Raw genomic sequence first — 22125 nt, forward strand, 5'->3', positions numbered from 1 at the left:
GTCGGTGGCGGCGGCTACGGTCGGGACGTGAGCCGACGATGAGCAAGATGGACGACATGCGCGCGATGCGGGAGGCCAACTTCGCCGCGGCGCCCCCGCGGACGGCCCGGGCCACCCCGCCGGCCGACGAGGTGCCGGTCGCGCCGCCCACCCGCAAGGCCGCGCCCGCGAAGAAGGCGCCCGCGAAGAAGGCGAGCAAGCCCCCGGCCGCGATGACGAGCGCGACCCCGGACGAGGGGCGCCGCTGCGGCCACCGCGCGATCAGCGGGCGGAGCTGCACCCGGGAGCACGGGCACGAGGAGAAGAGCCACCGCTACGGCTGAGCCGCAGCCGAGCGCGACCAACAGGACGAGCGACAAAGGAGGATCCCCGGCACCAGGTGCCGACGATCCTCCTTCGTCGTCACGGCCGCCGAGGCCCCACCCGGGACGCCGACGTCGGGTGACGTTCGAGGGCCGTGGCGACCAGGTGTGCGAGCGCCCGGGACGGGTCCTGCGCCCGGGTATGCAGGCGCATGGTGGCGAGAGGCGCGTCGGCCAGAGGGACGAAGGCGATACCGGGCCGTGGGAACATCTCGATCGCGGACTCGGCCACCACGGTGCCACCGAGGCCGGTCGCTGCCATCTCCACCGCCTCCTCGAGGTTCGTCGCGTCCGCCAGGACTCGCGGCTGACCTGGCACGAGTGCCTCGATCGTCGCGAACCACTGGGGGTTCCGCGGACCGTTCGGACCGCAGATCAGGGTGATGCCGGCCAGGTCGGACATCATCGCCCGGGGCCTCCGGGTCAGCGGGTGGTCCTCGCGCACGGCCAGCACGAGTCGTTCGGTCCACAGGTCGTACGTCGCGATGCCGTCTCGCGGTGTGGCGGGGCGCAGCCCCGCGACGAAGGCGCAGTCCAGCTCGCCCCGGAGCAGGTGCTGGTCGGGCGAGGTGAAGGGGAGCTGACGCAGCTTCCAGTCCACGCCCGGCTTCGTGGCCCGGGCCGCCTCGACGACGGCACGCAGCAGGGTGCTCGAGGCGAGCATCCCGATGCGCACGGCGGCGCCGGTCTCGGGCCCTGCGGCCCAGGCCACCACCTCGTCCATGCTCTCGACGGCGCGGCGCGCGAGCGGGGACAGTGCGGTCGCCGCGTTGGTGCACGCCACGCTGCGCGACGTCCGGACGAAGAGGGTGACGCCCAGCCTGCGCTCGAGCGAGGCGATCTGCTCGCTGACCGTCGACGGACTCAGGTGCAGCCGCTCGGCGGCGCGCGTGAAGCTCAGCTCGTCGACCACGGCGAGGAAGCACCGCAGGTGCTGTGTGGTCAGGTCCACCGCCGACGCCTCCGGTCCTCGCTGGCCCCGCACGATCGTTCGGTCGGACCGAATGGTCGTGCGCTGTTTCCCGCTGGTCCTGGTCGCGTGGCGACCTCATGGTGGTGCCAACCGCCTCGCTGTCGCGGGGCCCTCATCCTAGGAGAACCACCATGTGCGGAGCCCACGTCCACGAGGCTGCGGAGCCGACCCCCACGGGGGCCGGACCCCGGCTCGCTCCCACGCGCCGGACGGCCCTGCTGGGCGCCCTCGGCATCGGAGGAGGGATCGTGGCCTCGTCCGCGCTCGCCGGCGTGTCCGCGTCCGCGGCACCGGCGTACGCCGTGAAGACCGGCGCCGCCGACGCCACGGGTGACCGGGTCGTGATGCTCGGGGTCAACGGCGGACCCAAGATCAACGCCGGGCAGGCGAAGCCGGCCCTGGCGCTGGTGGTCAACGGCAGGACGTACCTGGTCGACTGCGGCTACGACACCCCGAACCAGCTGGTGAAGTCCGGACTCGGCTTCACCACGGTCGACCAGGTGTTCATCACGCACCATCACCTCGACCACACGTCCGGACTCCCCGGGCTGATGCTGCACGGCTGGACCGACCCGAAGCCGCTCCCCAGCAAGATTGGGGTCTGGGGGCCGCCGTCGACCACGCGCATGCTCGAGGGGATCGACGCGGCGTTCGGCCGGGACATCCGGCTCTTCGAGAAGGGTGGGGGCTTCGGCACGCGCCCTGTCGTCAAGGGCCACGACGTCCGCCTGGCCGAGCACCGCACCATCACCAAGGTCATGGAGGACGAGAACGTCGTCGTCCACGCCACCCGTGTCTCACACGGTCCGGAGGTGCGCAACGCCTACGCCTATCGGTTCACGATCAAGAGCTCGGGCAAGCGGGTGGTGTTCTCCGGTGACACCGCCGCGCCGGACGCCAACCTGATCGCCCTGGCCCACCAGTGCGACCTCCTCGTCCACGAGGCGCAGGACAACGACCTGATCCCGGTCCTGCTGCAGTTCGTGGCGGCCGACCAGCGCGACGCGCTGCGCGAGCACCTGCTGGTCTCGCACTCGAACGTGATCGACCTGCCCGGTGTGGCCCAGGCGGCGGGGGCGAAGAGCCTCGCGTTCTGCCACTACACGCCGCTTCCCCAGCCGGCCAGCGTCTTCCTCGGCAAGGCTCAGCAGGCGGCCAGCCAGATCGGCTACACCGGCTCCATCGTGGCGCCGGTTGACCTGGACGTCATCACCCTGTGAACGCACCGGCCCGGCGTCGTACGACGCCGGGCCGGGGCAGCGGGCGAGGGGGATCACGCGCCGGTGACCTGCGCCTTCACGAACGCGGCGTACACGCCGGCGCTCGGCTTCGGGGTCCGCACGAACGTCTCGCGGTCGACCTCGTGCAGCCCGAGCTGGTGGCCGTAGCCGAAGACCCACTCGAAGTTGTCCATCAGCGTCCAGTGCAGGTAGCCCAGCACCGGCACCCCGGCCTCCATCACGTCGAGCAGCCCGTCCAGCGACGGCTCGATGAACGCCGCGCGCTCGGTGTCGTCGGCGGTCGACATGCCGTGCTCGGTCACCAGGACCGGGACCCCGGTCGCCTCGTGGGCGTAGCGGACCGCCCCGCCCAGCGACAGCGGCTCGATCGCGCTGCCCATCTGGTTGACCGGCACGCCCTCGGCGGGCGGCACGGCCCCGTTGCCGTCGTACGGCACCCGCTCGTAGTTCTGCACCCCGATGAAGTCGTCGTCGCGGGCGAGCTCGAGCCAGCGCTCGTAGACCTCCGCGCGCTTGCGGTCCCGCACGGAGGCGTCGTCGCCGACGACCACGTCGTCGATGACCGCGAGCGAGAGCCCGACGGGCAGGTCGGCGCGCCGGGCCTTGATGGCGGCGCGCGCGGCGACGTGCCCGGCCTCCATGCCGTCGGCGATCGCGTCCATCTCCTCGGGGACCATCACGTTGCCGAGGCGGTACGCCGCCACGCCGGTCGCCGCGGTGGCCGCCTCGAGCGTGGCGCGCTCGAGCCCGCGGACGAACTCCGGCAGCTCCAGCCAGCTCAGCAGGCGGGCGAGGTTCGGCTCGTTCATCGTGACCGCGACGGCGATCCTGTCGCCGAAGGCCTCCATCACCTTGTCGCAGAAGCGAGCGAACAGCGCCGGCGCTTCCGGGTCCAGCCAGCCGCTGCGCATCGCGAACCAGTGCGGCGCGGTGAAGTGCTGGAACGTCACGACGGGCGCCATCCCGCGGGCGCGGCACTCGCGCACGATCGCGCCGTAGTGGTCCAGCGCCTCCTGCGACCACGCGCCCTCGCTCGGCTCGACGCGGGCCCACTCGACGGAGAAGCGGTACGCCGTCAGGCCCAGGCCCGCGGCCAGCGCGACGTCCTCGCGCCACAGCTCGTAACCGTTGCAGGCCTGCCCCGACGGCTCGGAGAACACGGTGGGGGTGACCAGCTCGGCGAACCAGGTGTCGCTGTTGCTGTTGTTCCCCTCGTTCTGATGGCCGGCGGAGGCCACGCCCCAGAGGAAGTCGGACGGGAAGCGGCGGTCGGCAGCGGTCATGGCTCCATCGAAGGTGACGGGCGCCACGTCGGGAAGCAGACGTTGGCGATACCTCGCATCACGCCGCCGGGGGAGCGAGTCAGGCGTCGGCGACCAGTGGGGCGACCTCGGTGCCGAGCAGCTCGATGCCGCGGAGCAGGTCGCTGTGCGCGAGCCGCGGGTTCGTCATCTGCAGCGAGAGCCGGTCGACGCCGCCGAGCTGGTCGGACACCCGGCGGATCTTGTCGGCGACCGTCTGCGGGTCGCCGAGGAAGAACGCACCGTTCGGCCCCGACGTGGCGTCGAACTGCTGCCGCGTCGGCTGCGGGAAGCCGCGCTCGCGGGAGACCTTCGTGAACATCTCGTGCCAGCCGGGGTAGATCGTGTCCGCGGCCGCCTGCGTGCTCTCGCCGACGAAGCCGAAGACGTGCAGCCCGACCTGCAGCCGCTCCGGGGCGTGGCCGGCCTGGGCGCCGGCGCGGCGGTACAGGTCGACGAGCGGTGCGAACTGCCGCGGCTCGCCCCCGATGATCGCGATCATCAGCGGCAGGCCGAGGAAGCCGGCGCGGGCGAACGACTCCGGCGTCCCGCCGACGCCGACCCAGATCGGCAGCGGGTCCTGGACGGGGCGGGGGTAGATGCTCTGCCGCACGAGCGGCGGCCGGTGCCGGCCCGACCAGGTGACCTCGACGTTGTCGCGGATCTGGAGCAGCAGCTCGAGCTTCTCGCTGAAGAGCGTGTCGTAGTCCGCGAGGTCCAGCCCGAAGAGCGGGAAGGCCTCGGTGAACGAGCCGCGGCCGACGACCAGGTCGATCCGGCCCTTCGAGATCAGGTCCAGCGTCGCGAACTGCTGGAAGAGCCGGACCGGGTCGACCGCGCTCAGCACGGCGACGGCGCTGCCGAGCCGGATGCGGGTCGTACGCGCGGCGGCGGCCGCGAGGATCACCGGCGGCGCGGAGTCGTAGTACTCGCTGCGGTGGTGCTCGCCGATCCCGAAGGAATAGAGCCCGCTGCGGTCCGCGAGCTCGATCTCCTCCAGGAGGTGCTCCATCCGCTCGGCCGGCCCGACCACGTGTCCCGTGGTCGGGTCGGTCACGGTCGAGACGAAGCTGTCGACACCGATGCGCATGTCAAAGATTCAACCACCTGGGTGGGTGGCGGAGGGATGGCGGACCGCCGCGCGGCGGTCAGCCGTCCTTGCGCTCCTGCTTCTTCGCCTCGGCGAGCTGCTCGAGGCGGTCCGCGTCGGCCCGGGCCTCGGCCGCGGCGGCCTTCGTCTCGCGGGCCTGCTCGAGCTCGGACTTGGCGTCCTTCTGCGCGGCCGTCTTCTTGGCGACGGCCTTCGAGGTGGTCGCCTTCTTGCGCTGGGTGGCGGCGGCCTTCTTCGTGGCAGCCGTCTTGTCGGCCGCGGCCTTCTTGGTGGCGGCGGCCTTCTTCGCGCGGGCGGTGGCCTCCTGCTTGCGTCGGGCCTCGGTGACGTCGGCCTCCTCGAGACCCTTCGCGGCCTTGGTCTGCGCGGCGGCGCGCTTGCGCTCGGCCTCCTGGCGACCGGCGGCAGCGGTCTTCGCCGCCTGCTCACGGCGTACGGCGGCCTCCTCCTCGAGCCGCGCGGCCCGGGCGAGCTTGGCGGAGCGGTCGAGGCGCTCGGCGCCGCGCGTGGCGATGCCGGGGTTGCCGAGCAGGGAGCCGGCCAGCGAGTCGACGGTCCCCATCGCGCGGTCGAGCGTGGCGCGGGCGGCCGAGTCCTGCGGCAGGCGGCGCGCGACGTTGGCGTCGACGACGGCCAGCGGCAGGCGGGCGATCTCGTAGGGCAGGGCGATCAGGGTGCGGATCATGGTGGTCCTCAGCTCTCGGGCGTAGCGGTCTGGGCGGTCTCGGCGCGCAGCTGCGCGGCCTGGCGTTCGGCGTCGGCGGCCTCGCGCTGGAGGCGGGCGGCCTCCTGGGTCTTCCGGAGCTCGGTGGTCTCGGCGTCGTGCTCGAGCGCCTCGGCCTCGCGCAGGCGGGTCTCGGCGAGCGCGTCGGCCTCCTCCTCGGCGGCGGCACGTCCGGCGGCCTCCTGCTGCTCGGCGGCGCGGGCGGCCGCGGCGTGATCGGTGGCGCGCTGCTCCTCGACGGCGGACTCCTCACGGGCGGCCTGCTCGCGGGCGACGCGCTCCTCGGCGGCGGCCTTCTCGTTGGCCTCACGGATCTCCTGCGCGGCCTCCTCGCGCTTGGCGTCGGCGACGGCGTCGTCGGCCAGCGCCTCCTTGCGGGTGCGCGCCTCGGCCTGCTGGAGCTGGCCCTCCTCGACGAGGTGGTCCTTGCCGGTGACGGCGCCGGCGACCTCCTTGGCCTTGCCCTTGATGCTGTCGAGCATGCCTTCGCGGGCCTGGGCCGCCTGGTCGTTGCTGTCGTGGCTCATGCCCTCCCGTGCCCCGTTCGGGCGATCCGAGACCGATCCGGGGCTGTGACCCTGACCTCCCCGCCGTGCGGCGGGCGTCAGCGGGGGGTGAGGTCGACCGTCAGCAGCACCTTGTTCGTGCGGATGACGTTCTTCCGGGCGCCGCCGGGGAAGGCGGAGTTGACCGCGGGGTACGCCGCGTAGGTGTCGCCCCCCGCGAGCTCCGGAGGGAGGAACCGCACCGTGGCGGTGCCGCCGTCCGGTGCCGGTGCGAGGAACTGCTCGTCCGGGCGGACGGTCAGGTTCGTGTCGGCGCCGTCCCCGATGTTGACGCTCACGTAGAACGGCCCCGCGCCACGCGTCCTGTAGTGGAAGGACAGCTCGGCGACCCCGACCCGGCTCCCACCCTCCGGCACCACGAACCGCAGCGGTCGCACCTCGCCGATGCCGCCGGAGTCGCCGTCGTACTCCGCGGACGGACCGGCGCGGTAGTAGGCGTGCACCCGCTCCACGGCGGCCGGCACCGCGGGCGCGTCGTCGGCCGCGAGCGTCGCGGCCGCGGCGTACCCACCCCCTCCGACGAGCGCGAGGGCGACGGCGGCGACGAGTCCCGAGCGTGTCTTCATGGCGGGACGGTAGCCCGCGGCGTACGCCGCCACTGCGGGTTCGCGAAGACCGCCCCCCGACGGTGCCGTCCGACTGTGCCGCCAGCCTTCGCCGCACGGTCACCGCTGCGACGCCGGGAGTTTCCCGCGGTCCCGAGGCTTGCAGGGCCCCACCCTCTCGGACCCCTGGAGTGCCCCCGTGCCCAGCATCGACCGTCGACGATTCCTGCAGGTGGCCGGTGGCGCGACCGCCACCACCCTGCTCACCGACAGCATCGCCCGCGCCGCGTCCCTCCCCGCCAACCACGCGACCGGCTCCCTGGACGACGTCGAGCACATCGTCGTCCTCATGCAGGAGAACCGGTCCTTCGACCACTACTTCGGCACCCTGCGGGGCGTCCGCGGCTTCGGCGACCCGCACCCGGCGACGCTGCCGTCCGGCAAGTCGGTCTTCCACCAGCCCAACGGCGACCGCGAGGTGCTGCCGTTCCGCCCGGACATGGAGGACCTCGGCAAGGTCTTCCTCGAGGACCTGCCGCACGGGTGGAGCGACACCCAGGGCGCGATCAACCGTGGTGTGTACGACGGCTGGATCCCGAACAAGACGGCGACGACGATGGCGCACCTGCGCCGCAACGACGCGCCGTTCCACTTCGCGCTGGCCGACGCGTTCACCGTCTGCGACGCCTACCACTGCTCGTTCATCGGCAACACCGACCCGAACCGCTACTACATGTGGTCCGGCTGGACCGGCAACGACGGCAAGGGCGGCGGCCCGGTGCTCTACAACGACGAGGCCGGCTACGACTGGACGACCTACCCCGAGCGCCTCGAGGAGGCCGGCGTCTCCTGGAAGATCTACCAGGACATCGGTCTCGGGCTCGACCAGGAGCACTACTGGGGCTGGACCGACGACGCCTACATCGGCAACTACGGCGACAACTCGCTGCTCTACTTCCACACCTACCAGAACGCCGCCCCCGGCACCCCGCTCGCCGAGCGCGCGAAGACCGGCACGAACGTCGCGAAGGACGGCGGCTACTTCGACGTGCTGCGCGAGGACGTGCGCACCGGCAAGCTGCCGCAGGTCTCGTGGGTGGTCGCGCCCGAGGCGTTCACCGAGCACCCGAACTGGCCGGTGAACTTCGGCGCCTGGTACGTCGCCAACGTGCTCGACGCGCTGACCTCCGACCCCGAGGTCTGGGCGAAGACCGCGCTGCTGGTGACCTACGACGAGAACGACGGCTTCTTCGACCACGTCGTCCCGCCGCACGCGAACTCGCCGGTGGTCCCGGGCGACTCGACCGTCCCGACGGAGAACGAGTTCTACACCGGCCCCTACGGCCCCGGTTCCTACGGCCTGGGCCAGCGGGTCCCGATGATCGTGGTCTCGCCGTGGAGCACCGGCGGCTGGGTCTGCTCGGAGACCTTCGACCACACCTCGATCATCCGGCTGATCGAGCAGCGCTTCGGGGTCGAGGAGCCCAACATCACGCCGTGGCGCCGCTCGGTCTGCGGCGACCTGACCTCGGCCTTCGACTTCACCCGGCGCAAGCCGCACGTCGCCAAGCTGCCCGACACCTCGTCGTACGAGCCCACCGACCACGAGCGGCACCCCGACTACCAGCCCACCCCGCCGGCCCACGGCACGCTGCCGAAGCAGGAGCGCGGCACCCGGGCCTCGCGGCCGCTGGCGTACGACTTCGCCGTCGTGGAGCGGCGCCGCACCGGTGCGCTCGACCTCCGCCTGGTCAACGACGGCCCGCTCGGCGCCCAGCTCCAGGCCCGCTTCCTCACCCCGGCCGCCCCGCCGAGGTCCTACACGGTGGGGGCTGGTGACCACCTCGACGCCGAGTGGCCCGTCACGGGCGCGTACGACGTCACCCTGCACGGCCCGAACGGGTTCTTCCGCCGCTTCACCGGCCGCGGCGGTAGCGCCAGCGGCGGCGACCCCGTCCTCACGACGCTGCGGTCCGCACGCCGCGGGGTCACGGTCGCGCTGCGCGGCGGCCGCAAGGCCGTCGAGGTCACCGTGACCAGCGCCTACGACCCGCGCGACTCCCGCACGGTGAGCGTGCCCGCCGGGGGCGAGCGCGAGATCGACGTCGAGACCCGCTCGACGGGCGGTTGGTACGACGTGCGCGTCGAGGTCGCCGGCTCGCCGTACGTCCGCGTCCTCGCCGGCCACCTCGAGGACGGCCGCCCCTCGATCAGCGACCCGGCGCTGGGGCACTGACGCGGGCGCGGGTCACGCTGTGACGCGCGAAGCACCCGACACGCCGCGGGTCGGGTGCTTCGTGCGTCGTGGCGCGTTGTCCACAGGCCGCCGGGGCGCGAGTGAGGGGAACATCTGCGCCGGGTAGGACCCGGCCATGGACAGGAACTGGGACCCGGTCGCCGCGCCGGTGACCGGGCTGGTGCGGCCCGTGCCGCTCGACCCGGCCGGGAGCGTCGGGCCGACGCGCGGGCAGGCACGCGGCGCGGGCTGGCGGCGTACGACGACGGGGCTCTACGTGCCCGTCGACGTCAGCGACGCGCAGGTCGAGCAGCGGATCCTCGAGCAGTCGATGCGCCTGGGCGCCGAGCCTGGCGCCGGTGCCGTGACGGGCTGGGCGGCGCTGCGGCTGCACGGTGGCGGGTTCTTCGACGGGCTCGACCGTGACGGGCGCACCTGCCTGCCGGTGCCGCTGCTCGCCGTGGGGGACCGGTTCCGTGCGCACCCGGCGATCGCGGTGTCGCGGGAGCCGCTCGCGGGTGACGACGTGGTGCTGCGGCACGGGGTCCGGTGCGTCTCGGTCGAGCGGGCGCTCTTCGACGAGATGCGACGCGGGCGCGACCAGCGCGACGCCGTCGTGGCGCTGGACATGGCGTGCGCGGCCGGGCTGACGTCGATCGCCCGGATGCGGGCGTACGTCGCCCGGCGCGGCGGCTGGCGAGGCGTGGCCCAGGTCCGCTGGGCCCTGGACCACGGCGACGAGCACAGCCGTTCGCCGCAGGAGACGCGCCTGCGGCTGATCTGGGTGCTGGACGCCGGGTGGCCCCCGCCCCTCTGCAACCGGACCCTGCTGTCCCTGACAGGGGTCGAGCTCGGCACCCCGGACCTGTTGGACGTGGACCGTGCCGTGGTCGGGGAGTACGACGGGGCCGACCACCGCGACGGCGTACGTCACCGCCGCGACGTGGGTCGGGAGGACGGGTTCCGCCGGGCGGGTCTGGAGTACGTCGAGGTGGTCGGTGCCGACCTCCACGACGCGGCGCTCGTGGTGGCGCGCATGGAGGAGGCGGCCCGTCGCGCGGCGCGGGCCGGGTCGGCGGGGCTGCCACGGCGCTGGCGGCTGGGGCCGGCGCGCGAGTCCCTGGACGCACGCCTCGACCGGCAGGACCTGCGTCAGGCGATCGCTGCGGACCTGGCGGCGGACACGGCCGCGGGCGGCGTCACGCCATGACGCGCGAAGCACCTGGCCGTCGGCGTGTCGGGTGCTTCGTGCGTCACAGCGTCAGCGGTCGCGGTCCCGGTCGCGCACGTGGGCGGGGACCGGGCGGTCCGGGCCGAGGTCGGGGGCGTCGACGGGGGTGCCGGCGACCAGCCGGAGCGGGACGACCCCGGCCCACACCGGCTGCTCGAGGTCCGCGGGCGGGTCCTCGGAGAAGCCGTCGCTGACCTTGACCGACCACTCCGCGAGCGGGACCCGCAGCACCATCGTGGCGGCGACCTCCTTCGCCAGCGGGGCGCGGAGCTCGGCCCAGCGGCCGGGCAGCAGGTGCTCGGTCAGCACCTCCAACGCGCGCACCTTGTCGGCGGGCGGCACCTGGGTCGCGACGCCGAGGACCGTGGCGGAGCGGTACTGCATGCTCGACTCGAAGGCCGACCGCGCGTACACCAGCCCGTCCAGGTGGGTCACGCTGACGCAGACGGCGGCCCCGCCGGCGAGGGCGCGCATCAGCCGCGACCCCGTGGAGCCGTGCAGCAGCAGGTGGTCCCCGTCGCGGGCGCAGGCCATCGGCAGGACGTACGGCTGGCCGTCCACCTCGATCCCGACCGACGCGTGCAGGGCCTCGTCGAGGATCGCGTGCAGGGTCGCGAGGTCGTCGACCTGCTTCTCGGGGAGGCGGCGTACGGCGGTCCGCGGCGTGGGCTCGGGGGGCATGGGGTCATTGAAGCCCACGGGGGTGGTTTCGAGACGGTCGCTGCGCGACCTCCTCAACCACCGGGTGGGCCGGCGCTGCGCGACCTCCTCAACCACCGGGCGGGCCGGCGCTGCGCGACCTCCTCAACCACCGGCCCTCGACCACCGGACGCCCCGGCATCGCGTGGGCCGATGCCCGGCATCACGAGCGCGTGCTTCCGCGGTGGAGTGACCACCGGCACAGTCGGTGCCAGCACCCACACCCGACCCTGCGAGGACGCCCCGTGTTCGAGTACTTCCCCGGCAACTACATCTGGAGCTTCAGCGTCGCGGCGACCCTCAACTCGGGGGGCGCGATCGACGAGGTCGACCGGGCCTGCCGGCCGATCCGCGACCTGGCGCAGCAGGGCTCCGACGTGGGCACCCAGGAGTTCATGGCGTCCTGGCGCCGGGTGTCGGACCAGGTCGCCGAGGAGGCGGCCGAGGCCGAGAAGGCGGGGCACCTGCGCACCGCCGGGCAGAAGTACCTCCGCGCGGCGGCGTACCTCTGCCAGGCCGAGCGGATGCTGTCGAACTCCTCGCCAGACCGGATCCCGACCTACACCCTGCTCCTCGAGCTGATGGAGAAGACCTTCGCGCTCGTCGACCCGGCCACCACGCGGGTCGAGGTGCCATTCGAGGGCGCCACGCTGCCGGCGTACTTCACCAAGGCGGAGCGCGCGGACGGCAGCCCCGCGCCGACCGTGATCATGTGGAACGGCCTGGACTCCACCAAGGAGCACATGTACACCTCCGCGTGGCCGGCCGAGATGGCCGCGCGCGGGATCTCCGTGCTGCAGGTCGACTGCCCCGGCTCCGGCGAGGCGCTGCGGCTGCAGGGCCTGACCGCGCGGATCGAGACCGAGGACTGGGCGCGGGCCTGCGTGGACTACCTCGAGACGCGTGACGACGTGCGCCACGACCGGATCGGCCTGGTCGGCTGGTCGCTCGGTGGCTACTACGTGCCGCGCGCCGCGGCGTTCGAGAAGCGGCTCGCCTTCGCCGTCGCGTGGGGCGCCAACCACAACTGGGGCGAGGTGCAGAAGGCCCGGCTCGACCGCGAGGGCGAGAACCCGGTCCCGCACTACTGGGAGCACGTGCTGTGGGTGTGGGGCCACACCGACCTGCAGGAGTTCATCGCGTACGCCGAGGGCATCCACCTCAACGGCGTCGTCGACCAGATCACCGTCCCCTTCCTCATCACGCACGGCGCGAACGACCGCCAGATCAACGTGAAGTACGCCCACCAGTCCTACGACCAGGCCGTCAACAGCCCGAAGCGCGAGCTGCGCGTCTTCACGCCGGAGGAGGGTGCGACCGAGCACATCGGCCTCGACCACCTCCCGGCCGTCGGCGCCTTCACCGCGGACTGGGTCGAGGACACGCTGACCGAGCTCGGATGAGCTCGCTGGCCGGCCGGGTCGCGCTGATCACCGGGACCGCCGGTGGTCAGGGGCTGGCCGCGGCCGCGCTGTTCGAGGAGGCCGGCGCGACGGTGGTCGGGTGCGACGTCGCGCCGACCGACGGCTCGGAGCCGGTCGACCTGACCGACGAGGACGCCGTACGCCGGTGGGTGGACGCGGCCGCGGCGGAGCACGGCCGCGTCGACATCCTCTACGCCAACGCCGGCGCCACCCGCTTCGGCCCGCTCGAGTCGATCACCGCGGAGGACTGGGACTTCAACCTGCGCCACGAGCTCGACGTCGTGTTCTTCCCCGTCAAGCACGCCTGGCCGCACCTGAGGGCCTCCGGTCACGGCGCGGTCGTGCTGGTCGGCTCGACCGCGGGCCTCACCGGCTCGACCACCAACGCACGCGTCGCGCACACGGTCACCAAGGGCGGGGTGGTCGCGCTCACCAAGCAGCTCGCGGCCGAAGGGGCGGCGCACGGCATCCGGGTGAACTGCGTCAGCCCCGGCATGATCGAGACGCCCGCCACCCGGGGTGACCTGCTGGCCGACGACCACCCGATGCGCTCGATCGCCCGGTCCATCCCGCTCGGCCGCGTCGGCCAGCCGGACGAGGTCGCCCGCTGTGCGCGGTTCCTCGCGTCCGACGAGGCGTCGTACGTCACCGGCGCCAACCTGGTCATCGACGGTGGCTGGTCCGCGGTGCTGCCGGGATGACGGAGGGCGTCACGCGGGACGTCATACGGCCGGAGCAGGCGTCTCCACCGTCCGTATGACGCCCCGGCGACCTCCGCGGAACGTCCCGGCCCGCCCGGGCGTTGCTCCTCCATGGACACCGCACCCGCGCCCGCCACCGACCGCGGCCACGCCGCCGGTCGGGCGCGCAGCCGGTGGCTGCGGCGAGGCTGGCGGCGGCGCGTCCTGGTCACGGTCGCCGTTGCCGGAGTCGCCGCGCTGGTCCTGAACCTGCTGGACACCCAGGTCCGCACGCCGGTCGGGGCAGCGGGCGTGGGCCGCGGCACGTTCCCGGTCGTCGAGATCTCGGGGCTGGGCAGCGACGGCACCGGCTTCGCGGACCTGACCGCCGCCCTGGGCGACGAGGGCGTCACCGTGCTCGACTTCGACCCGGGCGCCGCGGGCACCCAGCCGCTCGTCTTCCCCCGCGACGCGATCACGGCCGGCACCGGCGTGGCCGACCTCGCCACGTCGTACGTCGCCCCGCAGGTGCGCGCCGCCCTCACCCGCGCCGGCCTCGACCCCGACACCCAGCAGGTCGACGTGGTCGCGCACTCGATGGGCGGGCTGACGGCGCGGTACCTCGTCGAGGAGGCCGGCTGGGCCGACCGCGTCGACGACCTCGTCATGGTGGCCACGCCCAACCACGGCAGCGACGTCATCGACTGGGAGACCCGCGGCAACGGGCCGTTCCGCACCCTCGGCCGGGACATGGCGCCGGGCTCGGCGCTGCTCGACGGGCTGGGGTACGCCGAGCCCGCCGGTGAGGTCTACACCGCGATCGGCGGTGACCCGTGGGTCTTCCGGTGGTACCGCCACGGCAGCCACGGCTTCGACGACCAGGTCCCCAGCGAGTCGCCGTTTCTCGACGGCGCGGCCAACAACACCTGGCCGGACTTGCACGGCCGCCTGCTCGACGACGCCGAGGTCGTCGACCTCATCACCGCGACGCTCCGGGCGTCCTGACGGCCGGGCGGGCGTCCGGCCGTCCGGCCGAGAGCCTCAGGCGATCGCGGTGACCTGCGTCAGCCGGAAGTTGTTGCCGGACGGGTCGCGGAAGCCGGCGTCGATGCCGTAGGGCCGCACCTCCGGCGTCTCCTGGAACTCCACGCCCCGCGCCACGAGGTCCTCGTACGCCGCCTGGCAGTCGTCCGTGACCAGGAACAGCGTGCTGGTGCCGCCCTTGGCGAGCAGGTCCTTGATCTGGTCGACCATCGCCGCCTCGAACATCGGCGGCTCGGGGATCGCCATCAGCACGATCGCGAGGTCGTCCTGCCCGACCGGACCGACGGTCAGCCAGCGGAAGTTCCCCATCTCCGCCATCGTGACGTCCTCGCGGACCTCCATGCCGAGCTTGGTCGTGTAGAACTCCAGCGCCTCGTCCTGGTCGTGCACCCAGACCTGCGTGGTCGCGATCCTGAACATCGTCGTCTCCTCCGTCGTGCATCGGGTGGTGCGGTCGGGGACGACGCTAGGGATCATGCGGGTGCGCCGTCTTCTCGAAACGTGCGGTTCTGCGGGCGGCCGTGGAAGCGCGTCACGCAGGCCGGGACGACGGCGTACGCCGAGGCCGGGGGCGCGGCCGCGCGGTACGCCGTCGGCGACTGGCCGTAGACCCGCGTGAACGTCGTCGTGAACGACCCCACGCTGCTCAGCCCGACCGCCACGCAGATGTCGGCGACGGTGCGGTCGGTGCGCCGCAGCATGGACGCGGCGCGCTCCAGCCGGCGGGTCAGGAGGTAGACGTGCGGGCTCAGCCCGAACGCCCGGCGGAACTCCCGGCTGAAGTGCGCCGGCGACAGCCCCGCCGCGCGGGCCAGGTCGGCGACGGTCAGGGGCTCGGCGAAGCGGGCGTCCGCGAGGTCCCGGGCGCGCACGAGGTGCCGAGCGGTCGGGTGCGAGGCCACGGCGCCATCGTGGCAGACGCTGCCGACGTCGTACGGGTGTCCGGGCCCCCGGCCGCCACCGCGACGTGGGAGCATCGGCGGGTGAACCTCGCACGTCAGGTCGCTCGGGTGACCCTGACCGGGCTGCTCGTCGTGAGCCTCGTCGCCTTCGTCAACACCGCGACCCTCGGCTACGTCGCGTTCTCCCTCGACCGCGACGTGCGGCACGCCACCGACGCCGCCCGCGCGGTGCGGCTGGCGCACCTGGCCATGCTCGACCAGGAGACCGGGCTCCGGGCCTACCTCATCACCGGCGACGAGACGTTCCTGCAGCCCTACCGCGAGGGCAGGCAGGCCGTCGAGCAGAACCTCGCCGTCGTCCGCGAGGAGAGCGCCGGTGTCTCGTCCGTGCTCACGCTGGTCGACCGCGAGCAGGAGCGGATCGACGCCTGGGACGAGCAGTGGGTGACCCGGGCCCTGCGCGACGGGGACGCCATCGCGGCGATGCCCGCCGGACCCGGCAAGGAGCAGTTCATCGCGGACGGCAAGGCGCTCTTCGACGCCTACCGGACCAGCCACGACGAGCTCGAGACCGCGGCGGACGCGCGACGCGCCGACCTCGAGCAGCGCCAGTCGGACGTCTTCGTCATCGCGCTGATCGTCGAGCTCTGCCTGCTCATCGGCACGATCCTCGTCGTACGGCGTCAGCGTCGTCGCCTGCGGGACTCGATCGTCGAGCCCGTCGAGTCGCTGCTCGGCACGATCGGCCTGATCCGCGACGGCGACCTCGGGGCGCGCAGCCACGGCAAGGGGCCGCAGGAGATCCGCGACATCGGCACCGGCCTCGACGAGATGGCCGACGCGCTGGTCCTCGAGCGGGAGCGCACCGAGCGCCGCGAGGCCGACCTGATCCAGGCCCGCACCGACGCCGAGGCCGCCAACGCCGCCAAGTCGGCCTTCCTGTCGACGATGTCGCACGAGATCCGGACGCCGATGAACGCCGTCGTCGGCATGACCGGCCTGCTGCTGGACAGCGACCTGACCCACGAGCAGCGGTCGTTCGCCGAGACCGTCCGCACCTCGGGCGACGCGCTGCTGACGATCATCAACGACGTGCTGGACTACTCGAAGATCGAGTCCGGCCAGCTGGAGCTGGAGCGCTACCCGTTCGTGCTGCGCGACTGCGTCGAGGGCTCCCTCGACCTGGTCGCCGCGCAGGCCGCCGCCCACGGCCTCGACCTCGCGGTCGAGATCGACGCGGACGTCCCGCCCGTCGTCGAGGGCGACTTCACGCGGCTGCGCCAGGTGCTGGTCAACCTGCTCAGCAACGCCGTGAAGTTCACATCCGCCGGCGAGGTCGTCGTGACCGTGCGGGTCGTGGACGCCACCGACGCCGAGCGCCCGACGCTGGCGTTCGCCGTCCGCGACACCGGCGTCGGCATCCCGGCCGACCGGATGAACCGGCTGTTCCGGTCGTTCAGCCAGGTCGACAGCAGCACGACCCGCGTGTACGGCGGCACGGGGCTCGGCCTCGCGATCAGCCTGCGCCTCGCCGAGGCGATGGGCGGCGACCTCACCGTCGAGAGCGAGGTCGGGCAGGGGTCGACCTTCACGCTGGTCGCGGCCCTACCGCGCGTGCACGAGGTCGAGGACCGCGTCCGGGTCGCGCCCGCCGAGCTGCCCGGCCGCTCGGCCCTGGTCGTCGACGACAACGCCACGAACCGCACGATCCTGCGACGCCAGCTCGAGGCCTGGGGCATGGACGTCGTGGACCACGAGCACCCGGGGGAGGCCCTGGCGGAGCTCCGGGCATCGGGCCGGGTCTTCGACGTGGGCGTGCTCGACATGCACATGCCGGACCTGGACGGCGTCGAGCTGGCGCGGGGCCTGCGGGCGCTGCCGGGCTGGTCGCGCGTCCCGCTCGTGCTGCTGACCTCGCTCGGCGAGCGGATCACCGGCGTCGAGGAGCTCGACCTGGTGCACCTGACCAAGCCGGTCAAGGCCGCCGCGCTCCGCGCCACCGTCGCCCGGGCGCTGGGCGCCCGCGAGCAGGACGAGACCGTGGCGCCCGAGCTGGAGCCGATCGGGCAGCTGCGGATCCTGCTCGCCGAGGACAACACCGTCAACCAGAAGGTCGCCGGCCTGATGCTGGAGCGGCTCGGCCAGCGACCCGTCGTCGTCAGCAACGGGCTGGAGGCCCTCGAGGCGGTCCGCGTGGCGCCGTACGACCTGGTGCTGATGGACGTGCAGATGCCGGAGATGGACGGCCACGAGGCGACCCGCCGGATCCGGGCCGAGGTGCCCCAGGACCGCCAGCCGCGGATCGTCGCGATGACCGCCGGGGCGCTCTTCGAGGACGTCGAGGCCAGCCTGGCCGCCGGCATGGACGACCACCTCGCCAAACCGGTCCGGGCCGACGAGCTGGCCGACGCCCTGCGCCGGGTCCACCCGGTCCGCCCGGTCGCGGAGACCGTCACCGAGGTCGCCGAGGAGGTCGAGGCGGAGGCCGCCGCGGATCCGGCGCCGCCGGTCCTCGACCGCAGCGCGCTCGAGCTGCTCACGTCGTACCTCGGCGACGGCGCCCGTGCCTTCGAGCGGACCCTCGTCGACGCCTGGCGCCGCGACTGCGAGGCGCAGGTCGTCCGCCTCGCGGAGGCCGCCGCGGCCGGGGACGCCGAGACCGCCGCCCTGGTCGGCCACAGCATGAAGGCCGCCAGCGCCTCGCTCGGCGCGATGCGGCTCTCGCGCGCCGCCGCCGACCTCGAGGCGGCCGCGCTCGCGGGCGCCGACGCCGAGGTGCTCACCGCGCACCTGCGAGCGATCCGGGCCGACGTCGACGAGGCGGGGGCGGCGTTCGACGCGTCGTGATCCTCGTTGGTCGTCGGCCCGCGACGTACGCCGTGTGGCGCCCACCGGGCGTCGGTCGTGCGTGGCAGGATCCCGTCCGTGGACGACATGGCCTGTGACAACTGCGGCGCCCAGATGCGCTGGGAGACTTCGCACTCGCGCTGCGACCGCTGCGGCCACATCCGGCCGTGCTGCGAGGGTGCGCCGGTGACCGCGAGCTGCGTGGTGCCGCGGTCCGAGCCCGCGGTCCCCTGACCCCGCCCCGGTGAACCCCGCCGGTCGCGTCCTCAACTCCCTCGTCCACACGGTCCACCGCTGGGTCGACCGCGCGGGTGAGATCGTCCCCGGGACGGCGGCCGCCGAGCGCTTCGGCAGCTTCGGCACCGACAGCTGCATCGCGTTCCCGCCTGCCACCCTCCTCAACGTCGCCTCCATCCACCTCGGCGAGCGCGTGCTCGTGGGGCGGCAGGCGACGCTGTCGGTGGGGTACGGCGAGAACGACCCCGGCCTCGTCGCCCGGGGCCTGGTGCTCGGCGACGGCTGCATCCTCGGCGCCCGCACGAGCATCACCGCGCACGCCTCGATCGTGCTCGGCGACGCGGTCTTCTGCGGCCAGGGCGTCTTCATCACCGACACCAGCCACGGGTACACCGACCCCACCCGCCCCGTCGGCCAGCAGTTCGGCCCCCACCAGCCCGTCTCGATCGGCTCCGGCACCTGGATCGGCCACGCCGCGGTGATCCTCCCCGGCGCGCAGATCGGTCGGAACGTCGTCGTGGCCGCCGGCGCGGTCGTCCGCGGCACCGTCCCCGACCACGCCGTCGTCGCGGGCAACCCCGCCCGCGTCATCCGCCGCCTCGAGCCGGGCGTCGGCTGGGTCGGCGCCGACGGCGACGTCCGGCCGGTCACCTCCGGCGACTTCGGCGGCTGAGCGGCCTCCGGTGGTTGAGGAAGGCGCGACGGCGACCCCGGTGGTTGAGGAAGGCGCTCCCGGCCCGGTGGTTGAGGAAGGCGCGCAGCGCCTGTCTCGAAACCACCACGACGGACCCGCCGATCCCGGTGGTTGAGGAAGGCGCGCAGCGCCTGTCTCGAAACCACCCGACGGCCCCGCCGGGCGGTGCCCTCAGACCAGCAGTCCGACGACCAGCACGACGACGGCCGACGACCCGGCGACGAGCAGCACCTCACCCAGCGACCCACGACGTCGCCACCCGACGACGGCGGCGACCACGGCGAGCAGCAGGCTGAAGGCGACCGTCCCGCCGCCGACGGCGTTGCTCGCCCAGGTCAGGCCGACGCCGAGGGCGAGGGCGTACCCGACCGGGTGCGGCCGCGGCCGGACGGTCATCGTCGTGGCCAGGGCCGCGGCAACCAGGGCGACCCCGGCGAACCAGACGTAGTGACCCACGACCTCGTCCCACAGGTGGGCGGTCGGTCCGGGCGCGGCATTGCCCACGGAGTTGGCCGCGAGGTGGATGCCGTGGCCGGAGGCGTAGGCGACCACGCCGACTCCGAAGAGCGCCCAGGTCCGCGGCCCGACCCGGGCCACCGCGAGCGTCCACGCCGCCGGCGCCAGCACCAGCCACGGGACGAGCAGGTCCAGCCAGTCGGCCCACCGGGTGCCGCGCGGGCCGTCGCCGAGGCCGCCCGGCAGCAGCCCCAGGTGGTGCAGCACGACGTACGACAGCGCGGTCGTCGCGAGCGCCCGGGGGTACATGCCGCCCAGCATGCCGCCCCGTGTGACCCGACCGGCACATAACGTGCGGTCGGTGACGGTCGTTACAGCCTCCGTGACCACCCACGCCGTACGCCGCACCCGCCGCCGACTCACCTCCCTGCTCGTCGGGACCGCCCTCGCGACCTCGACGCTCGCCGTCACCACGCTCACCGGCGGGGCGACGGCGGCCGCGCCGGCGCCGCGCGCAGCCTCGACCGCAGCCGCAGCCGCGCAGGGCGCTCCGAAGCCCTGCCCGACGCAGACCGCGCACCCGTGGTGCGACCGGTCGCTGTCACCGGACCAGCGGGCGCAGAAGTTCCTGCGGGCGATGACGGTCGACGAGGAGATCACCCTCGTCGGCGGCGACAGCTTCGGCGCCGCGCCGCACACGGGTGCGACGTACGCCCTGCCCCGCCTGGGCCTGCGCCCGGTCTACTTCAGCGACGGCCCGGTCGGGCCGCGCCAGGGCGAGGCGACCGCGATGCCGATCCCGATGGCGCTCGCGGCGACGTGGGACGCGCGGCTGGCCCGCACCCACGGCCGCGAGATCGCGGACGAGGCGAAGGCCAAGGGCAACGACGTCGTCTTCGCGCCGACGGTGAACCTGATGCGGACCCCGCAGGGCGGGCGGACCTACGAGGCGTACGGCGAGGACACCTTCCTCACCGGGCGCACCGCGATCGGCTGGATCCGCGGGGCGCAGAGCACCGGCGTGATCGCGAACGTCAAGCACTACCTGGCCAACAACCAGGAGGGGCAGAACGGCGTGCCCCCGCTCAGCTCCGGCAACGGCGGCCGCCAGGTCGTCGACGTGCAGGCGACCGAGCGGACGCTGCGCGAGGTCTACCTGCCGCAGTTCGAGGCGGCCGTGAAGCAGGCGCACGTCGGCACGATCATGTGCGCCTACAACCGGATCAACGGCGACTACGCCTGCGAGAACCACCACACCCTGCAGGAGATTCTCGAGAAGCAGTGGGGCTTCAAGGGGATCGTGCTCGCCGACTACGGCGCCTCCAAGGACACCGTCGGCAACCTCAACAACGGTCTCGACTTCATCCCGAACCAGGGCCAGGCCGACCAGTCGTACCGCCCCGAGCTGATCCAGGCGGCCCTCGCCAGCGGCCAGGTCACCCGCGCGACCCTCGACGGCCACGTGCTGCGGATCCTGCGGACCCTCTTCGCCTACGGCGTGTTCGACCGTCGCGGCTACGTGAACGACGACGGCCAGATCGCCGTGCGCGCGCACCAGCGGACCGCTCGGCGCACGGAGTCCCGCGCGATCACCCTGCTGAAGAACCAGGGCGTCCTGCCGCTGAAGAAGGGCGTGCGGAAGATCGCCGTGATCGGGCCGTACGCCGACCGCTTCATCACCGGCGGCGGCTCCGGCACCGTGACTGCCCGCCGCGTCGTCACCGCGCTCGAGGGCATCCGGACCCGCGCCGGCAAGCGCGTGAAGGTCACCTACGCCGACGGCAGCGACCAGGCCGCCGCGGCCGCGCTCGCGAAGGCCGCCGACGTCGCGGTGCTCGTCGTCGGCGACGTGCAGACCGAGGGCCAGGACAAGGACTGCCTCGGCCTCAACTGCCCGAGCGACACCGCCAACAGCGAGGCGGTCCTGGTGCTGCAGGGCTCGTCCTGCGCGCAGGAGTCCTGCCCGCTGAACGGCACCGACCAGGACGGTCTGATCAGCGCCGTCGCCGCCGTGCAGAAGAAGACCGTGGTCGTGCTGGAGACCGGCGGCCCCGTCCTCACGCCGTGGCGCAAGGACGTCGCCGCGGTCGTCGAGGCGTGGTACCCCGGTCAGGAGGGCGGCACCGCCATCGCCCGGATGCTCTTCGGCGACACCGACCCGGGCGGGCGCCTGCCGGTGACCTTCCCGCGCACCGCCGACCAGCCGCAGACCGCGGGCGACCCGCGCCGCTACCCCGGCGTCGCGGAGACCGTGGAGTACAGCGAGGGGATCCTCGCGGGCTACAAGTGGTACGACGCGCAGCACTTCACCCCCGCCTGGGCGTTCGGCGCCGGGAAGTCGTACACGAAGTTCCGGTACGGCGCCCTGCACGTGCACGCCGCCCGCGGCGCCAACCGGGTCGCCACCGCCACGATGACCGTGCGCAACGTCGGTCGCCGGGCCGGCGTCGCCGTGCCGCAGCTCTACCTCTCCAAGCCGTCGACGGCGGCGCTGGAGCAGGCGCCCCGCCAGCTCGCCGGCTTCACGTCGGTGCGGCTGCGCCGGGACCAGGCCGCCCGGATCACCTTCCCGCTGAACAACCGCTCCTTCGCGACCTGGGCCGGCACGGGTGCCCACGCAGGCTGGAAGGTGCTGCCCGGCTGCTACCGGCTGGCCGCCGGCCGCTCCTCGCGGGCGCTGCCGTCGCACGCCGTCATCGGCCGAGGTGCCGGCTGCGGCTCCGCGGACCTGCGCCTGGGCCGCCGTGGCTCGCTCGTCGACCCGCTGCCCGCCGCGGCCCGGGCGGTGCTGCTGCGCTGACGCCGCCGGACGTCATACGGAGGGTGTCGGGGGTTGCTCCGTCCGGATGACG

At 73.6% G+C, this 22125-nt stretch carries 20 protein-coding genes; 10 read left to right on the top strand and 10 right to left on the bottom strand.

All coding sequences use genetic code 11. From position 1 onward, the window contains the following. The first annotated feature begins 38 nt into the window (after positions 1-38). Positions 39-323 carry a hypothetical protein gene (locus tag H5V45_RS12950; protein ID WP_185253309.1) on the top strand — a complete coding sequence of 95 codons (285 nt, stop codon included), beginning with the start codon at positions 39-41 and terminating at the stop codon, positions 321-323. A gap of 79 nt (positions 324-402) precedes the next feature. On the opposite strand, the gene H5V45_RS12955 is transcribed toward H5V45_RS12950, so the two are convergent. Next, a complete protein-coding gene (locus H5V45_RS12955; protein WP_185253310.1) occupies positions 403-1314 on the bottom strand; it encodes a LysR substrate-binding domain-containing protein in 912 nt (303 codons plus the stop codon). 152 nt (positions 1315-1466) lie between these two features. Between H5V45_RS12955 and H5V45_RS12960 the strand changes: the two genes are divergently transcribed. Then, the gene (locus tag H5V45_RS12960; RefSeq protein WP_185253311.1) at positions 1467-2555 is read left to right on the top strand and encodes an MBL fold metallo-hydrolase; all 1089 of its coding nucleotides are present in this window, start codon (positions 1467-1469) and stop codon (positions 2553-2555) included. Positions 2556-2608: 53 nt separating this feature from the next. Here H5V45_RS12960 and H5V45_RS12965 read toward each other — a convergent pair whose 3' ends face one another. The 5 genes from H5V45_RS12965 to H5V45_RS12985 form a co-directional block, all read right to left on the bottom strand. After that, positions 2609-3859 carry a family 1 glycosylhydrolase gene (locus H5V45_RS12965; RefSeq protein WP_185253312.1) on the bottom strand — a complete coding sequence of 417 codons (1251 nt, stop codon included), beginning with the start codon at positions 3857-3859 and terminating at the stop codon, positions 2609-2611. A 79-nt stretch (positions 3860-3938) separates the two neighbouring features. Then, complete coding sequence (locus H5V45_RS12970) at positions 3939-4967, bottom strand: Atu2307/SP_0267 family LLM class monooxygenase (RefSeq protein ID WP_185253313.1); 1029 nt, start codon at positions 4965-4967, stop codon at positions 3939-3941. 58 nt (positions 4968-5025) lie between these two features. Then, on the bottom strand, positions 5026-5673 hold the full coding sequence (locus H5V45_RS12975) for a hypothetical protein (RefSeq protein ID WP_185253314.1): 648 nt from the start codon (positions 5671-5673) through the stop codon (positions 5026-5028). 8 nt (positions 5674-5681) lie between these two features. Further along, on the bottom strand, positions 5682-6239 hold the full coding sequence (locus H5V45_RS12980) for a CsbD family protein (protein WP_185253315.1): 558 nt from the start codon (positions 6237-6239) through the stop codon (positions 5682-5684). Positions 6240-6316: 77 nt separating this feature from the next. After that, entirely contained in the window at positions 6317-6844 is a 528-nt protein-coding gene (locus H5V45_RS12985; RefSeq protein ID WP_185253316.1) for a hypothetical protein, read from the bottom strand. A 178-nt stretch (positions 6845-7022) separates the two neighbouring features. Here H5V45_RS12985 and H5V45_RS12990 point away from each other — a divergent pair, with 178 nt between their 5' ends. Together H5V45_RS12990 and H5V45_RS12995 are read left to right on the top strand one after the other, a co-directional pair. Next, a complete protein-coding gene (locus H5V45_RS12990) occupies positions 7023-9059 on the top strand; it encodes a phosphocholine-specific phospholipase C (protein ID WP_185253317.1) in 2037 nt (678 codons plus the stop codon). A 136-nt stretch (positions 9060-9195) separates the two neighbouring features. Next, on the top strand, positions 9196-10269 hold the full coding sequence (locus tag H5V45_RS12995) for a hypothetical protein (protein WP_185253318.1): 1074 nt from the start codon (positions 9196-9198) through the stop codon (positions 10267-10269). 51 nt (positions 10270-10320) lie between these two features. On the opposite strand, the gene H5V45_RS13000 is transcribed toward H5V45_RS12995, so the two are convergent. Then, positions 10321-10971: a pyridoxamine 5'-phosphate oxidase family protein gene (locus H5V45_RS13000; protein WP_185253319.1), complete on the bottom strand. Its 651-nt coding sequence runs from the start codon at positions 10969-10971 to the stop codon at positions 10321-10323. A gap of 263 nt (positions 10972-11234) precedes the next feature. On the opposite strand from H5V45_RS13000, the gene H5V45_RS13005 reads away from it, so the two are divergent. From H5V45_RS13005 to H5V45_RS13015, 3 genes are all read left to right on the top strand, one after another. Next, positions 11235-12392, top strand: coding sequence for an alpha/beta fold hydrolase (locus H5V45_RS13005; protein WP_185253320.1), 1158 nt, complete (start codon positions 11235-11237; stop codon positions 12390-12392). After that, the gene (locus tag H5V45_RS13010) at positions 12389-13114 is read left to right on the top strand and encodes an SDR family NAD(P)-dependent oxidoreductase (protein WP_185253321.1); all 726 of its coding nucleotides are present in this window, start codon (positions 12389-12391) and stop codon (positions 13112-13114) included. Before H5V45_RS13005 ends, H5V45_RS13010 begins: the two co-directional genes overlap by 4 nt. A gap of 111 nt (positions 13115-13225) precedes the next feature. Next, complete coding sequence (locus H5V45_RS13015; protein WP_185253322.1) at positions 13226-14098, top strand: esterase/lipase family protein; 873 nt, start codon at positions 13226-13228, stop codon at positions 14096-14098. A gap of 36 nt (positions 14099-14134) precedes the next feature. On the opposite strand, the gene H5V45_RS13020 is transcribed toward H5V45_RS13015, so the two are convergent. Continuing rightward, a complete protein-coding gene (locus H5V45_RS13020; protein WP_185253323.1) occupies positions 14135-14557 on the bottom strand; it encodes a VOC family protein in 423 nt (140 codons plus the stop codon). A gap of 53 nt (positions 14558-14610) precedes the next feature. After that, positions 14611-15039, bottom strand: coding sequence for a helix-turn-helix domain-containing protein (locus H5V45_RS13025; protein WP_221634002.1), 429 nt, complete (start codon positions 15037-15039; stop codon positions 14611-14613). Positions 15040-15120: 81 nt separating this feature from the next. On the opposite strand from H5V45_RS13025, the gene H5V45_RS13030 reads away from it, so the two are divergent. After that, a complete protein-coding gene (locus H5V45_RS13030) occupies positions 15121-17886 on the top strand; it encodes a response regulator (RefSeq protein ID WP_185253325.1) in 2766 nt (921 codons plus the stop codon). A gap of 244 nt (positions 17887-18130) precedes the next feature. Beyond that, entirely contained in the window at positions 18131-18796 is a 666-nt protein-coding gene (locus H5V45_RS22685; protein WP_185253326.1) for a DapH/DapD/GlmU-related protein, read from the top strand. Between the two features lie 192 nt (positions 18797-18988). Here H5V45_RS22685 and H5V45_RS13040 read toward each other — a convergent pair whose 3' ends face one another. Next, positions 18989-19594, bottom strand: a complete 606-nt coding sequence (locus H5V45_RS13040; RefSeq protein WP_185253327.1) for a hypothetical protein — start codon at positions 19592-19594, stop codon at positions 18989-18991. 40 nt (positions 19595-19634) lie between these two features. Here H5V45_RS13040 and H5V45_RS13045 point away from each other — a divergent pair, with 40 nt between their 5' ends. Continuing rightward, positions 19635-22073 (top strand): glycoside hydrolase family 3 C-terminal domain-containing protein, encoded by a 2439-nt coding sequence (locus tag H5V45_RS13045; RefSeq protein ID WP_185253328.1) that lies wholly within the window; start codon positions 19635-19637, stop codon positions 22071-22073. Positions 22074-22125 lie beyond the last annotated feature (52 nt).

Origin of the sequence: Nocardioides luti (assembly GCF_014212315.1) — a bacterium.
Lineage (GTDB): Bacteria > Actinomycetota > Actinomycetes > Propionibacteriales > Nocardioidaceae > Nocardioides > Nocardioides luti.